Source organism: Nonomuraea sp. NPDC050202 (genome assembly GCF_040656115.1).
Lineage (GTDB): Bacteria > Actinomycetota > Actinomycetes > Streptosporangiales > Streptosporangiaceae > Nonomuraea.
Genome location: NZ_JBFALF010000015.1, coordinates 115,903 through 129,294 on the forward strand (window position 1 = coordinate 115,903; position 13,392 = coordinate 129,294).

A 13,392-nucleotide genomic window follows, 5' to 3' on the forward strand; every position below is an offset into this window, starting at 1 on the left:
TCCAGGGTTCGCTTCACGTACGCCCATCCGGTCGGTTGCTGAGACGGGAGCGATGCTAGGGAGCCCGGGTATGTTCCCGGTATGTCCGGCCATTCGCCGTCGGCGGTGGAGCCGCTCGGGACGTCGAGGCATTTGCCGGAGTGGCGTGCGACCGGTCTGCCTGGCAGAACCAGCAATGGCAGGCGCAGGACGCCGGCAGCGGCCGGGTGCAAGGGGGGATGGGCACCGTCAAGGCCGGTGCCCAGGTGAGATGGCGGAAGCAGGCGATCGCCCCGGTGGGGCGGCGCACGTCCGTGACAGTTCCATGAGCGGCGTGCTCGTGCATCCGCGCGGGGATACGTCGAAACCGGTGAACGCACCGGGAACGCGGCCGGCAGCGCCGGCCCGAGCGGAGGGCCGTCAGGGGTGGAGGACGACCTTGATGGCTCCGGAGGCCCGGTCGCCCGCCACGCGGAAGGCCTCTGCGGCCTCGTCGAGGGGGAAGCGGTGGGTGATCACCGTCTGCGCGATCGCAGGGTTGCCGGCGAGCAACGCTGCGGCCTGTTCGGTGTCGCGGATGCCGTCGTGCCGGCTGTAGGCGATGGAGTGGATGTAGGTGAGTTCCTTGACCAGGCTGACGACGCCGGGGACGGGAACGGTTTGCCGGTACAGGCCCAGCCGCAGCGAAGCAGAGCGGTGCAGGCCAGGCGGATCAGCCGGGAGAGCCGCTCGGGGATGACCAGGGAACGCACATCCGTCCAGGCGGCCTGAACGGCTACGAGCACGCCGGCGGCGACCAGCGCGGCGCGGTCGGCCAGGCCGAGTCCCTGACCGGCCACGACCACGACGGCGAGCGGCGCGAGCCCGCCCAGCAGCCCGGCGGCCCGCCAGAACGGCTCGGCCGGAGCGGTGCCCCTGATGACCGGCCCGTACCGGTTCATCATGACGATCATCCCCCAGGCGCCGCGGCGGTCGTGCTCGGCGAGATGGAGGGACCTGACGATGCCGCCCGCGGCCAGCGGCGCCGCCCACCCGTACACGATCAACGGGTCCAGCGGCCACAGCAGAGCGTGGGCGGCGGCGCCGAGCCCGAGAAAGCTCAGCCCGGCGACGCCGAGGGCGAGCCCGAGGACGGAGCCGAGCACGATCCCCGCCGTACCGGCGTGCCCGAGCCGGGCGAGCAGCGGAGCGAGCAGCGAGGTGATCCCGACGCCGATCGCCCCGAGGAGCACCGCCACGCCCGGGCTGTACGTGCGGTGAACAGGCCGCGCGATCTCCTTGGGCAGTTGCGAGGGCAACCACCGGCGTTTGAACTCCTGGACGTTCACCAGAGTCACGACCGCCGCCGCAGCAGCCACCGCCGGCGTGACCACCGACGCGGTTGCCACCACGGCCGACTCCCTCCCTGCTGGGGCGACACTATCCGGATTCCGCCGGCGCACGAGGTCGTTGTCCGGAACCGGCCAGTCGCGGTCGGTTACCCAGGGCTCCTCGAGACGTCGCCGTGGACGGCGAGCGTCTCGCCATGGCAGGGGCACACGCCCCAGGTGAACCGCCCCGGGTCCTGCGATCGACGGGGGCGGGCCTGGGGTCCCATCACCGTGTCAGTGTCAGGCGCCGGTGATCGCCTTGTCGGAGCGCAGAGTCTCGATCCGGGTCCGCAGGAACGTGCGCAGGGTCTTCGCCTCGGCGTCGGCCTTGGCGGTGTCGGCCCTCTCGTTCAGCTTGTAGGCGGCGACGAGGTCGTCGAGCAGGCCGGAGGCGGTGCCGTCGGCGAGCAGGTTGGTGTACAGCGCGCGGTACTGCTCCTCGTAGAGCTTCTTGAAGGTGGCGTTCTGGAGGAACTTCTCCTTCAAGGGGTGGCCCATGCGCATCATGCCTCCGCCGCCTGGACGCCCCTGCTCCCCGCCGTCGGGAGGGGTGAAGCCTTCAGGGGGCCGGCCCTGCTGCTGGTCCTGCTGGGGACGTCCCCGGCCGAAGCCGCCCATCGTGATCGTGTCGTTCACGCCGCTCGTGGCGTCGCCGTTGAGGGCGAGGTTGAGGTCCCAGGTGATGACCTTGAACTTCCCGGTGCCCGAGTCGTACCACAGGTAGTAGTTCTTGCCGGGCCCGGCCATGTCGTCGAAGTTGGCCATGATGTGCTGCAGGGCCAGGTAGCGGGCGAACGACTGCACGTCCAGGCGGTGGGCCAGGCCCTCGGCGAACTCGGTGCCGGAGGCTTCGTTCACCCATTTGACCAGCTCGATGACCGGCTGCAGATCCTTGCCGCCGACCTTGTTGATCTGCTTGAAGTCGGTGGTGTACTCGGTCTGGTCCTCGCCCTTGTAGGTGAAGGAGCCGGTGGCCAGCGACTTGTACAGCACGCCGTCACCGAGGCCTTCCGCGTAGCCCTCGTCCAGGTACTCCACCACCAGGCGCGGGGAAGAGGAGCGGCCGTTGACGGTGAAGGAGCTGTAGGCGGAGCGCTGGGTCGGCTCGCCCGAGGCGCCGACCAGCGCGATGCCCAGTGCCTCGTTCAGCATCGTCGTCGAGCCCGTCGCGGCCGGTCGCACGGCCACCTGGCTGTGGTTCTGGTAGCGGCGGCCCTCCACGAACTCGTCGAAGCTGATCAGCCACGGCAGGTTCTCCGGCTCCTCGGCCTTCAGGGCCGACCGCATCATGCCGCCTCCGGGCGGCCCGCCGTTTCCCCGCTGCTCGATGCCGGGCGGCCGGAAGCCCTCGGGCAGACCCTCCGGCCGCTGACCGCCGCCGGTCATGGCGCGCTGCTTGGACTGTCCCCTCCAGGTCAGGCCCGCCAGGGTGGAGTTGCCCTTGAGCCGGACGCCCACGCTGGGGATGCGGGTGCCGTCGATGGTCAGGTCCGCCTCGACGTACTTCTTCTCGCCTTCCTTGAAGTATGCGGTCAGCATGTCCTCGTACGCCTGGTCGGTGAAGGTGAGCTGCACCTCGTGCGCCACGGAGGCGTCGAACAGGTTCTTGGTGCCGGTCAGGTTCGTGGTGACGGTGTCGGCCTCGGCGGCCCGCGCGGTGGTGACGTACGGGCGGATGGTGCCGCTGCCGAACACGCCCCAGCACGCCGCCAGGAACGCCACGCACAGCGCGAGCAGTTTCCAGTTGTGCCGGAGCTTGACCGGGATGCGGTGCTTGAGCTGCTTGGAGTGCGCCATGTGCGGTGCCTACAGGTCGGTCTGGTCGTATCCGGTCAGGACGGTGACCGACTGGCCGTGATTGCGCTCGCGCAGGGCGGCGATCAGGTCGGCGGGCTCGCTGCCCTTCTTGACCTTCACGGTGTACATGAGCTCGGTGAGCGCGCCCGCCCTGATCGACTCCATGCTGACCAGCTCGAACTCGTCGGTGTGCCGGATGAGCACGTCCTGGATCGAGGGGGTGAGGTCCTCGCCCGACGGCACCTGGACCTTGACGACCTGACGCCGCACGTTCAGCGCGAACCAGTTGAACCGGTGCATGACCATGATGATCAGGGAGATCGCCACGGCGGCCACGACGGCCAGCAGGTAGAAACGGGTGCCGACGGCCATGCCGACGCCCATCACCAGGAAGATGAACCCGACGTCGCGGGTCTCCTTGATGGCGTTGCGGAAGCGCACCACCGACAGGGCGCCGACCAGGGCGAAGGCACGGGCGATGTTCGAGCCGACGACCAGCATGATGAGCGAGATCAGCATGCCGAGGACGACCAGCGTCTGCACGTACGACTGGCTGTAGGAGACGTTGCGGTGCGTCGCCCGGTACACCCAGCCGATCATCGCGCTGAGCACGAACGACAGGGACATCGCGATCGCGATGTCGGCCACGCTGAACGTGCCGGACAGGTCCTGGAAGGAGAAGTCCATGGGGGGTCAGGCCTCCGAGAGAACGCTCGACCGGTCGCGGCCGAGATCGAGATCATGGTCGGGAACGTGGAAGATCGAGCGCGGCGCCAGGCCGTGGGCCTCCACGCTCTGGCAGTACTTGGAGACCCGCACCACCTGCAGGTTCCGCTTCGCGGTCAGGTCGGTCAGCCAGTACGGCACCCGCTCGTTGGCCTTGACCTCCACGATCGCCTTGCGGGCGGGCACGATGAGCCGGTTCTCGGCGTCGGCGCCGAGGTGGAAGTCCCGGTCCCGGCCGCGGACGCGGTGGTCGAAGGTGACGCGCAGGCCCACGTCCGCGTCGCGCCCCAGGTACGCGTGCCGCTGGTAGCCGGTCATCGCGACGGCCCGCAGGTCCAGACGCAGCACCAGGTCGAGCACCTCTTCCAGGAAGGCCCGCTGGGAAGGGGCGTGCTCGACCATCTGCCGTCCGTCACACAGGCGCAGCGCGTCCCGGTACGGCAGCCGTACCCGGCGCTTCTGCGTGACCCGGTTGACCCGCTGCTTGATCTCGATGAACACCGGCGTGTCGTCGCCTACGGCGAACCTGTCGCCGTAGTGGCGCACCCGCAGCTTCCTGCGGAACTTCAGCCCTTCGATCTTCTCCCAGTAGAAGCGCAACTGCCGGGTGTCGTAGTAGACGCTCCAGACGCCGTAGCCCGCATCACCGCTGTGACGGTCGCGATCAAGCCGCTGCTCGATCTCCTGCCGCAGCTCGACCGCCTCCGCCGCGTCCACGAGGTACTTGATCTCGTACCGGTTGAAGGCGTGCAGCTTGCTCGGCGCCCGCAGCCGGTGGCCCTGGTCACCGTCCATCTCCGCGCCGGACAAGGGCTGATCGCTGCTGCCAGCTGCGGAAACGGCTGGTTTGCGGAACCATTTCAGCATGTCCCTCCTTTCGCCAGCACACATCTGACAGCACGAAGCTGGGAATAGTGTGTGAACCGCGTCTGACGTGAAGGTGAATGGCCGGTGGGTTCAGTCGCCCTGCGGCTGCTCGAGCGGTAGAACGACGCGGAAGGTGGTGCCGCGGCCCGGAACGCTCGTCACCTCGATCCGGCCGCCGTGCGCCTGTACGAGCGCCGCGGCGATGGCCAGGCCCAGCCCGGTTCCGCCGCTGTCGCGCGAGCGGCCCGCGTCGGCCCGGTAGAAGCGGTCGAACAGGTGCGGCAGGTGCTCGGGATCGATGCCCTGCCCTTCGTCGCGCACCTCGATCAGCGCGGCCCTGGCGTGAGGGGCGGGCCCGGAACCGACGTGCACCACCCCGGGGGCGGGCACCCCGGCGACCGCGCGCGGGCCGACTTCGACCCGGACCTCCGCGCCCGTGGCCGTGTGCTGGACGGCGTTGCCGACCAGGTTGGCGATGACCTGGTGCAGCCGGTGCTCATCGCCGAGCACGAACACCGGCTCGTCGGAGACGGCCAGCCGGATGGGCCGATCGCGGTCTCGGGCCCGGGCGGCGTGCACCACGTCCCCGGCCAGCACATGCAGGTCCACGACGGCAGGCTCCAGCGTGGGCTCCTGGTCCATGCGGGCCAGCAGCAGCATGTCCTCGACCAGGACGCCCATGCGGGCGGCCTCGGCCTCGATCCTGCGCAACAGCCGTTCGGCCGCCGGGTCCCGGGAGCCTTGGCCGTGGTGGTAGAGCTCGGCGAAGCCCCGGATCGAGGTGAGCGGCGTGCGCAGTTCGTGGGAGGCGTCGGCGACGAAGTGCCGCAGCCGCCGCTCGGAACGCTCGGACTCGCGCAGCGCGGTCGCCAGGCGCTCCAGCATGATGTTGAGCGCCCTGCCGAGCCGCCCGCTCTCGGTCGCCGGGTCGGTGTCATCGACTCTGCGGTCGAGGTCTCCGCCGGCGATGGCCTCGGCCGTGCGTTCCATGCGGGTGAGCGGGCGCAGCCCGAGGCGCACCACCGCGAGGGCGAGCGTGCCGAGCAGCAGCAGCACCAGGCTGCCCACCGCCACCTCGATGACCAGGATCTGGTGCACGGTCGCCCGGTTGGGCTCCAGCGACATCGACACCGTCATCCGGGTGCCGTCGGGCAGGCTCTTCACCAGCACCCGCCACTGCTCCGGCCCCGTCCTGGCGGGCACGGTGACGGGACCTCGCGGGGCCGTGGAGACCACGGCAGGCGGGATGGCCGGGCCGCTCGTGTCCTCCGTGGGCAGATTGCGCAGCAGAGTCCCGGAAGGATCGTAGAAGGCGATCCTGAACTGCGTCGGAAGCTCAACGGCCCGGCCCCTGCCGGCCGGCGGCGGAGGGGGAACCGGGCGCCGGCCGAACGTGGCGGCCACCTCGGTCAGCTGGGCGTCCACCCTCGCCAACAGCGAGCGGTCCAGGAGCAGCACGCTCGCTGTGGCGAAGGCCGCCAGCCCGGCCGCGCACAACCCCAGCAGCGCGATCAGCAGCCGATGCCGCAGAGGCAAGGCCGGTCTCACGAGGGTCCCTGCAGCCGGTAGCCGACGCCGCGCAGCGTGTGGATCAGCGGCGGGCCCTCGGCGTCGATCTTCCGTCGCAGGTAGCTGATGTAGGACTCGACGATCCTGCTCTCGCCGTCGAAGTCGAAGTCCCACACGCGGTCGAGGATCTGCGCCTTGCTGACCACCCGCTCGGCGTTGATCATGAGGTATCTCAGCAGGCTGAATTCCGTCGGTGACAGATGAATCGGCCGCCCGGCCCGCCGCACGCTGTGGGCCTGCTCGTCGAGCTCCAGATCCGCGTACCGCAGCACACCGTCGTCGACCTGCTCCTCCACGGGCCGCATCCTGCGCATGATCGCCCGCAGCCGCAGCACCACCTCTTCCAGGCTGAACGGCTTGGTCACGTAGTCATCGCCACCGGCGGTCAGCCCCGCGATCCGGTCGGACACCGTGTCCCTGGCGGTCAGGAACAGCATCATGGGGTTGTCGCCGGCCTCGCGCAGCTTGCGGGCGACCGTGAACCCGTCCAGGCCGGGCATCATCACGTCCAGCACGATGATGTCGGGCCGATCGAGGGTCACCTCCGCGAGCGCCTGGCGCCCGTCGCAGGCGGTCCGCACGGCGAAGCCGTTCAGCTCCAGAGCCTCCGACAGCAGCTCGCGAATGTTCGGCTCGTCATCGACGACCAGGACTTTCGCGGCAGGTTGTTCGTTCACGACCTCGTTCTACACGCTCATGGTGAGAGCAACGTGTGAAGCGTCGCCGCCGGATCATGAGTCGCATCGGTAGAGAGTCCGGCCGCCGCCGAACGATGTCCGCCCCTCATGCGCTCCTGGCAGGAGCCGCTCAGGACGTAGCGCAGCCCGCCTGCCTTGACCCAGCGGCCGAGCTGCTCGGCGGCCGGCGCCGGGGCCGGACCCCATGAAGCCGCCCATGCCAATCATCTCGCCCTGCCGCGAACGGCATGCCGTCGAAGGTCCCGCGCGGGCCCGGCACGGCGTGACTGACAGGACACACCGCGGCTCCGGCCCGCCGCGTCTCGCTGGTGCAGCGGGCCAGTGCGGTCGGGTCACGGCGTGACGGGTGTGCCGCCGAAGGTGACGACGAGGCGGCCGTCTGTGGCGTGGGACCAGCGCAAGGCGCCGGTGTAGGAGGAGCAGCGGGAGCCGTTCGAGCCGCTCCAGAACTGGTTGGAGCTGTCGGCGTTGGCGATGATGCGGGGCGATCGGGCTGGTGGTGTGGTGGCTGCCGGTGGCCGCGGTGGCGCTGCTGCTCGGCACCGGCAGCGTCTTCACCACCCAAGGGCTGTTCTTCTCCGGCACGGCGCTGGTCACCTTCGGCGGCGCGTACGCGGTGCTGGCCTTCGTCGCCCAGCGGTCCGTGGAGGTCTACGGCTGGCTGAGCCCGGGGGAGATGGTGCGCGGCCTGGCCCTGGCCGAGACCACGCCCGGCCCGCTGATCATGGTGGTGCAGCTCGTCGCCTTCCTCGGCGCCCCCTACGTCGAGAAGCTGGGCCACAACGCCGCCATCAGCGCCGCACTGGCCGGCATCACCGCCTCCGTGGTGGGCGTCATCGCGAACCTGGCGCTCTACTTCGCCGAGCACACCCTGTTCGGGCGCACCTTCACCTGGGCATGGGGCCCGTTCACCATCGCGCTCCCCGACCCGGGCACGCTCAGCCCCGTCGCCGCGACGATCACCGCGGCGGCGCTCGTCATGACGTTCATCCTCCTGGCCGATGCTGCGCATCCTCGGCATCTGCGCCCTGCTCGGCATCGGGACGCTCCTGCTGCCGTGAAGATGCCCCGCCCGGACCGCGCGCTCTCTCCCGCCGGCCCTCGCCGCTCCGGCGGCGTCACAGGGGGAGCAGGAACAGGCTGAGCGGGGTGCTCGCCACTGTCACCGCGATGACCAGGAGCAGGCCCCGGACCTGCCAGGAGACGCGCGCGGGTGTGGCGAGCCGGCCGATGCGCGCGTCGAGGTCGTGGCCGGTGCCGCCGAGGGTGCCGGGCGGCGGGACGAGGCGCTCGCACGTACGGAAGCGGCGCAGCGCCGCGGCCAGGTGGCCGTTCTGCCGGGCGGCGTGGTCGTCGGCGCGCATCTCGACCAGCAGCGCGACCGCGTCCAGCACGGCCCTGAGGTGACGGCTGGCGGGAAAGGCGCGGTACAGGGCGGCGAACGGCAGGATCACCAGGTCGTGGCGTTCGCGGGCGTGCGCCCGCTCGTGCGCGAGCACCGCCCGCATTTCCTGCTCGGTGAGCAGGTCGAGGCTGCCGGTGCTGACGACGATCGCGGACCTGCGTCCCGGCACGCAGTACGCGGCCACCGCCGGATGGTCCACCACCAGCGCCTCGGCGAGCTCGGGATGGGGCCGGGCGATCAGGCCGAGCAGCGACCGCTGCCGGCGCCGCAGCGCGGCCACGGACCTGACGCTGCGGGCGAAGGCGGCCACCACCCAGCCGGTCACCGCGATGCCGCCGGCGGTGAGCAGGAGATGGAGGGGCGTGAGCGCGGCGGGCAGGGGGCCGCCGGTCAGGTCGCGGGTGAAGGCCACGAGAGCGGGGACGATGCCCAGCCGGTAGGGGGCCAGGCCGAGCGCGAGCGCCGCGCCGATCACGGACAGCACGAGGGTCAGGCCGGTGGCCTGCCAGATGAGCAGTGAGGTACGGGGCGCCCGCCAGGGCAGCCGGGAGCGCAGCATGGCCGCCATGGCCGACAGGGCCGCCAGCAGGGTGAGGACGTGGTGGACGGCGTAGGTCACGACGGCTCCCGCGGCAGGGCCTGGCGCAGCGCCTCGGCCTCCTCCAGGCTGACCGAGCGGGCGAAGTGGCCCAGCGCGGCGAGCCGGTCGCCGGTCTCGCCGAGCGCCGAGAGCATCAGCTCGGCCACGTACGCCTCCCGCCCCGCCGCCGGACGGTAGCGCCAGGTGCGGCCGTCGGCGTCGCGTTCGCGGCGGATGAAGTCCTTGCGGACGAGCCGGTTCATCACGGTCATCACCGTGGTGTAGGCGTTGTTGCGGTCGCTGAGCCGGTTGACGACCTCGCGCACGGTCAGCCACTCGCCGGTGCTCCACAGCACCTCCATGATCGACCGTTCCAGCTCGCCGAGGCTGTTCACGCCTTCTCCTCACCTCCCGCGTGCTCCAGGGTGGGCACGGCCAGCACGGCCACGGCCGCCAGCGCCGCCACCGCCGCTCCCGCCAGGTACGGTAGCGCCGCCCCGGCGTCGAACAGTAACCCGGCCGCCGCCGGCCCGGCGATCCGTGCCGCCGCGCCCGCCGACTGCCCGGTCCCCAGCCGCGCGCCGCGCTGCTCCGGCGGCCCCGCCGCGGCCAGCAGGCTGGAGACAGCCGGCGTGAGCAGGCCGTGCCCGGCGGCCAGCAGGCAGACGGCGGCCAGGCACTGCCACCAGGTCACCGACACCGCCACGGCCGCCATGCACGCGGCCATCGTCACCGCCCCGGCCGCCGCGACCCGCGCATCGCCCCACCGGCGTGCCAGCCATCCGACCAGTCCTGCCTGAACGACAGCCATCGCCAGCCCCGCCGCCGCCAGCGCCAGGCCGATCGCGGTGGCGTCCCAGCCGTACCGGTCACGGCCGAGGAAGGCCAGCGTGGTTTCCATCCCCACGAAGGCGGCCATGGCCAGGAACCCGCTTCCGGCCAGCAGCGCCACGGGCCTGCCCGTGACCCCGGGCGCCGAGCCGCGCCGCTCTGCCGGAGCCTCGTGCGGCTCGGCCGGGCGGCGGTCAGGCTCGGGAAGCCAGACGAGGGCGGCCATCAGATTGGCCGCCGCCAGCCCGGCCGCCGCGTACGCGCACGCGGCGAACCCGAGCGGCGCCAGCACGCCTCCCAGCGCGGGCCCGATCACGAACGCCAGCCCGATGGCGGCGCCCAGCTGCGCCATCGCCCCGGTACGCCGCCCGGCCGGTACCGCGTCGGCCAGGTACGCCTGCGCCACCGAGATGCTCCCGCCGCACGCCCCCGCCAGCAGCCGGCAGGCCAGCAGCCCCGCCAGCGACGTGGACAGGCCGGGGAACGTCATGGAGGCCGCCGACCCGGCGAGGGCCAGCAGCACGAGCGGCCGCCGCCCGTACCGGTCGGACAGTCTGCCCAGCAGGGGAGCGGCGACGAGCTGGGCGACCGAGTAGGCGCTCATCAACGCCCCGAACCACACCCCGGTGGCCCCGAGCCCGGAGGCGTAGAACGGCAGCGCGGGCAGGATCAGCGTGAAGCCGAGCAGGTCGACGAAGACCGTGGCCGAGATGACCAGCTGAGCCGAGCGCCGCATCACGTCTCCTTCACAGGACAGCCGCCGGATGGGCCATCTCTACTACGGCGTGTAATGCTACAGTGTGTAGTAGATGCCCTTGCGCGGAGGGCAGGACCGTCTTCGATGAGCGGGCAGGCCGGCGTTCTACGGGTCGGCGCCACCTTCTCCCACCCGCGCATCTCCGCCGGGGACATGGTGGAGGTCGTCGCGGACGACGCGATGCACAGGCGTGTCAGAACGCCGAGACCGCCTGGACGAGTGGCGCTCAGAAGGTGCGTTCGGCCACCTTCACGCGTTGGGCCGTCTGCAACACCGCACGCAGCTTGCCGGCCGGGAGCGGTGCGGCGGGAGACCGGAGCATGTGCTCGGCCGGTACGTCGGGGGCGGCGAGGTAGATCCGGGTGTAAGCGCCGGACTCGGGCTCGAAGCGCCAGCTTTCGTCCAGAGTTCCGGCATCGACGGTGTCGAAGCCGAGCCGGTCGATCAGCTCCGCTGCCCGAGCCTTCGCGCCGGAGTCGTTGCCGGCGACGGGCAGGGCGCTGCGGTCCGGGGCCCCGGCAGGCCGGGCGAGTTGCGGGATGTGGTGGGCCAGGATGTTGTTGAAGGCCTTGACCAGCAGGGCGCCGGGCAGGAGCTGCTGGGCCAGCTCGGTCGTGGTCACTTCCTCGGAGTCGAGTTCGGCGATCCGGCCGTCGCGGTAGGGGTAGTAGTTGCCGGTGTCCAGCACGGTCCGGTCCCGCAGCAGGTCGGCGGGCAGGGAGCGGTACGCAGCGAGCGGGATGCTGAGCAGGGTCTCCTCCCCGGCGCGGGCCGCCTGCTCGACAGTGCCCGCCGTGGCGCGCGGCCCCAGCTCCTCGACCAGGCCCGTCAGGCTCTGCGGGCCGCGCGAGTTGGCGATCACCACGTCGATGTCCGCTGCCACCGCCAGCCGCGCGACCGCGGCCCCGATGTTCCCGCTTCCGATGATTCCCAGAGTAGGCATCGCTGCTCCTCGCTCGTGTGTGCGCCCAGAACCAAGCGGTCCGGGCGGGTTCGGTGGTGGCCGGCTCGCGGCCGTGCGGATCAGGCGGCGCGGACGGGTTGTTCCTCTTGCGGCTCTGCGTGCCCGGGCGACCTCGAGGATCACCCAGTCCTGCGATCACGACGGGGCCCAGGTTCGCAGGAACAAGGCTCGACGCTGCGAGAAAGCGGGCGACCGGTGGCCTACGCCGCGTCGTCCCGCTCGCGGTATCCGCTTTCGACGAGAGCACGAAGGCGGTCGAGGGACACGTCGTCGGTGGCGCCGGTGCCTTTGACCCAGGCAACCGAGACGGCCGCGAGGAACAGGTCGTAGCCCTGTACCGACGGGCGCACGTGTCCCGCGAGCTGCGCGGCGCGCACGTACTCGTCAGTGGTGGCGATGAGGGCGGCGCAGGGAACCGTGAGCGGATTGCCGGGATCCTGTGCCCTGGCTGCGACCATGAGCGGCTCCGGCAGCCCGCTGAAGGCGCTGAAGTACTCCTCCATCGCCCTCAGCCACTGCCGGAGCGCCTCGGAGGCGTCTTCGAGCTGCGCGATGTCCGCCCGGCGGGCCGCCAGCTCCTTGGTGCGCGTCTGCAGCACGGCAGCCAGCAGCGCCTCCCGGGTGGGGAAGTGCCGGTATAACGTGCCCGGCCCCACGCCCGCCTCCTTGGCCACCGCCTCCAGGGACGTGCCGATCCCGTACTTCAGAAAATGGCGCTGAGCCGCTTCCAGAAGGGCGGCACGGTTGCGCAACACGTCCGCGCGGGGCTTGCGCCCCTGCTGCCTGCTGTCGCTCATGTGCCCCTCGCCTGCGATTTCGGCGACGCCATCGAAACGGAGGCTGTCTCCGTACCCGCATCGCAGTCTAAAACGGAGGCAGCATCCGGTCAATTCGATGCCTGCGGGGCTCGAGAGGGCATCAGTGAGCGGGGGCGCCGACGGCCGTCCAGGCCGTCCACAGGCGCGGGCCGGTACGGAGGTTGAGGCGGCGCAGGAACGACAGGACGCCCGCCGCTCCGGTACCCCAGGTGTACCCGGCCTTGTCCAGATCGTTCCCCGGAAAGGCGGGAGCCTCGAACGCGCCGCCCGCCCGCAGCAGCATGAGCTCGGCGATCTCCTCCGCGCCACGCCAATAGGCGGACTCGCCGGTCACCATGGCCAGGTCCACCAGGGCTTCACCGATCCCCGCCAATCCGCAGCACTGCGAGACGACCCAGGCCCCCGGCGCGATGGCAAGACAGCTTCGCGCGCCCCGCTCGGCCAGGTCCAGGTAGCGCTCGTCGCCGCAGACCTGGGCGGCGTGGGCGAGGGTCGTGACGATGCCGGCCATGCCCTGGCACCAGGAGGCCCCCATCGGGCGTGCGTCGGGGCCGGCCAGCTCGTCCAGCAGCGCCTCCGCCGTCACGGCCAGAGCGGCGATCTCGCGGGCGGCGGCCGCGCCGGCCGGGCCGTCGCCGGTGACCTCGTGGTAGGAGAGCAGGAAGTCGGCACAGCCGGCCGCGCCGTGCGCGTAGGCGGCGTCCACCGCCACACCGGTTCCCGGCTGCGCCGGGGCGACCGCGTCCTCGGACGCGGTGACCTCGCCGGCGATCAGCCTCCTGGCGCACTCGGCGGCCACGGCGAGATGGCGCGGATCGGGGTCGAGCGCCGCGAGCGCCAGATGCCCGCTGCCGATGCCGGCGACGCCGTGCGCCTGGTCGGCCCGCTGGTCACCCGCCAGGTCGAACGGGAGCGGTCCGGGCAGCTCGGGCACGGCCGCGAGCGCCAGATGCCCGCTGCCGATGCCGGCGACGCCGTGCGCCTGGTCGGCCCGCTGGTCACCCGCCAGGTCGAACGGGAGCGGTCCGGGC

General features: G+C 71.6%; 13 protein-coding genes. 1 reads left to right on the forward strand and 12 read right to left on the reverse strand.

Going from position 1 to position 13,392, the window contains the following annotated elements; all coding sequences use genetic code 11:
- Nucleotides 1-494: 494 nt before the first annotated feature.
- The 6 genes from AB0I79_RS33245 to AB0I79_RS33270 all read right to left on the reverse strand — a co-directional run bounded on the left by AB0I79_RS33245 (nucleotide 495) and on the right by AB0I79_RS33270 (nucleotide 6,985).
- A complete protein-coding gene (locus AB0I79_RS33245) occupies nucleotides 495-1,370 on the reverse strand; it encodes a hypothetical protein (protein WP_357881503.1) in 876 nt (291 codons plus the stop codon).
- A 219-nt stretch (nucleotides 1,371-1,589) separates the two neighbouring features.
- Nucleotides 1,590-3,146: a CotH kinase family protein gene (locus tag AB0I79_RS33250; RefSeq protein WP_357881505.1), complete on the reverse strand. Its 1,557-nt coding sequence runs from the start codon at nucleotides 3,144-3,146 to the stop codon at nucleotides 1,590-1,592.
- 9 nt (nucleotides 3,147-3,155) lie between these two features.
- Nucleotides 3,156-3,833: a DUF4956 domain-containing protein gene (locus AB0I79_RS33255; RefSeq protein WP_357881508.1), complete on the reverse strand. Its 678-nt coding sequence runs from the start codon at nucleotides 3,831-3,833 to the stop codon at nucleotides 3,156-3,158.
- Between the two features lie 6 nt (nucleotides 3,834-3,839).
- Nucleotides 3,840-4,739 (reverse strand): polyphosphate polymerase domain-containing protein, encoded by a 900-nt coding sequence (locus AB0I79_RS33260; RefSeq protein WP_357881511.1) that lies wholly within the window; start codon nucleotides 4,737-4,739, stop codon nucleotides 3,840-3,842.
- 90 nt (nucleotides 4,740-4,829) lie between these two features.
- Nucleotides 4,830-6,275 (reverse strand): ATP-binding protein, encoded by a 1,446-nt coding sequence (locus AB0I79_RS33265; protein ID WP_357881514.1) that lies wholly within the window; start codon nucleotides 6,273-6,275, stop codon nucleotides 4,830-4,832.
- Between the two features lie 8 nt (nucleotides 6,276-6,283).
- On the reverse strand, nucleotides 6,284-6,985 hold the full coding sequence (locus AB0I79_RS33270) for a response regulator transcription factor (RefSeq protein ID WP_357881517.1): 702 nt from the start codon (nucleotides 6,983-6,985) through the stop codon (nucleotides 6,284-6,286).
- A 517-nt stretch (nucleotides 6,986-7,502) separates the two neighbouring features.
- On the opposite strand from AB0I79_RS33270, the gene AB0I79_RS33275 reads away from it, so the two are divergent.
- On the forward strand, nucleotides 7,503-8,150 hold the full coding sequence (locus AB0I79_RS33275) for a chromate transporter (protein WP_357881520.1): 648 nt from the start codon (nucleotides 7,503-7,505) through the stop codon (nucleotides 8,148-8,150).
- Here AB0I79_RS33275 and AB0I79_RS33280 read toward each other — a convergent pair.
- The 6 genes from AB0I79_RS33280 to AB0I79_RS33305 all read right to left on the reverse strand — a co-directional run.
- Entirely contained in the window at nucleotides 8,125-9,030 is a 906-nt protein-coding gene (locus AB0I79_RS33280; protein WP_357881523.1) for a M56 family metallopeptidase, read from the reverse strand. The genes AB0I79_RS33275 and AB0I79_RS33280 overlap by 26 nt on opposite strands.
- Nucleotides 9,027-9,386, reverse strand: coding sequence for a BlaI/MecI/CopY family transcriptional regulator (locus AB0I79_RS33285; protein ID WP_357881526.1), 360 nt, complete (start codon nucleotides 9,384-9,386; stop codon nucleotides 9,027-9,029). Before AB0I79_RS33285 ends, AB0I79_RS33280 begins: the two co-directional genes overlap by 4 nt.
- Complete coding sequence (locus AB0I79_RS33290) at nucleotides 9,383-10,558, reverse strand: MFS transporter (protein WP_357881529.1); 1,176 nt, start codon at nucleotides 10,556-10,558, stop codon at nucleotides 9,383-9,385. The genes AB0I79_RS33285 and AB0I79_RS33290 overlap by 4 nt, the downstream gene beginning before the upstream one ends.
- 247 nt (nucleotides 10,559-10,805) lie before the next feature.
- Nucleotides 10,806-11,522 (reverse strand): NADPH-dependent F420 reductase, encoded by a 717-nt coding sequence (locus AB0I79_RS33295; protein WP_357881532.1) that lies wholly within the window; start codon nucleotides 11,520-11,522, stop codon nucleotides 10,806-10,808.
- A 221-nt stretch (nucleotides 11,523-11,743) separates the two neighbouring features.
- Nucleotides 11,744-12,340 carry a helix-turn-helix domain-containing protein gene (locus AB0I79_RS33300; protein ID WP_357881535.1) on the reverse strand — a complete coding sequence of 199 codons (597 nt, stop codon included), beginning with the start codon at nucleotides 12,338-12,340 and terminating at the stop codon, nucleotides 11,744-11,746.
- Nucleotides 12,341-12,461: 121 nt separating this feature from the next.
- The coding region (locus tag AB0I79_RS33305) for a lanthionine synthetase LanC family protein (protein WP_357881538.1) at nucleotides 12,462-13,392 on the reverse strand (931 nt) is incomplete at its 5' end.

Excerpts from the sequence above, each read along its gene's own strand:
- AB0I79_RS33250 (WP_357881505.1), bottom strand. The coding sequence starts at position 3,146 with ATGGCGCACTCCAAGCAGCTCAAGCACCGCATCCCGGTCAAGCTCCGG.
- AB0I79_RS33255 (WP_357881508.1), bottom strand. The coding sequence starts at position 3,833 with ATGGACTTCTCCTTCCAGGACCTGTCCGGCACGTTCAGCGTGGCCGAC.
- AB0I79_RS33260 (WP_357881511.1), bottom strand. The coding sequence starts at position 4,739 with ATGCTGAAATGGTTCCGCAAACCAGCCGTTTCCGCAGCTGGCAGCAGC.
- AB0I79_RS33290 (WP_357881529.1), bottom strand. The coding sequence starts at position 10,558 with ATGCGGCGCTCGGCTCAGCTGGTCATCTCGGCCACGGTCTTCGTCGAC.
- AB0I79_RS33295 (WP_357881532.1), bottom strand. The coding sequence starts at position 11,522 with ATGCCTACTCTGGGAATCATCGGAAGCGGGAACATCGGGGCCGCGGTC.
- AB0I79_RS33300 (WP_357881535.1), bottom strand. The coding sequence starts at position 12,340 with ATGAGCGACAGCAGGCAGCAGGGGCGCAAGCCCCGCGCGGACGTGTTG.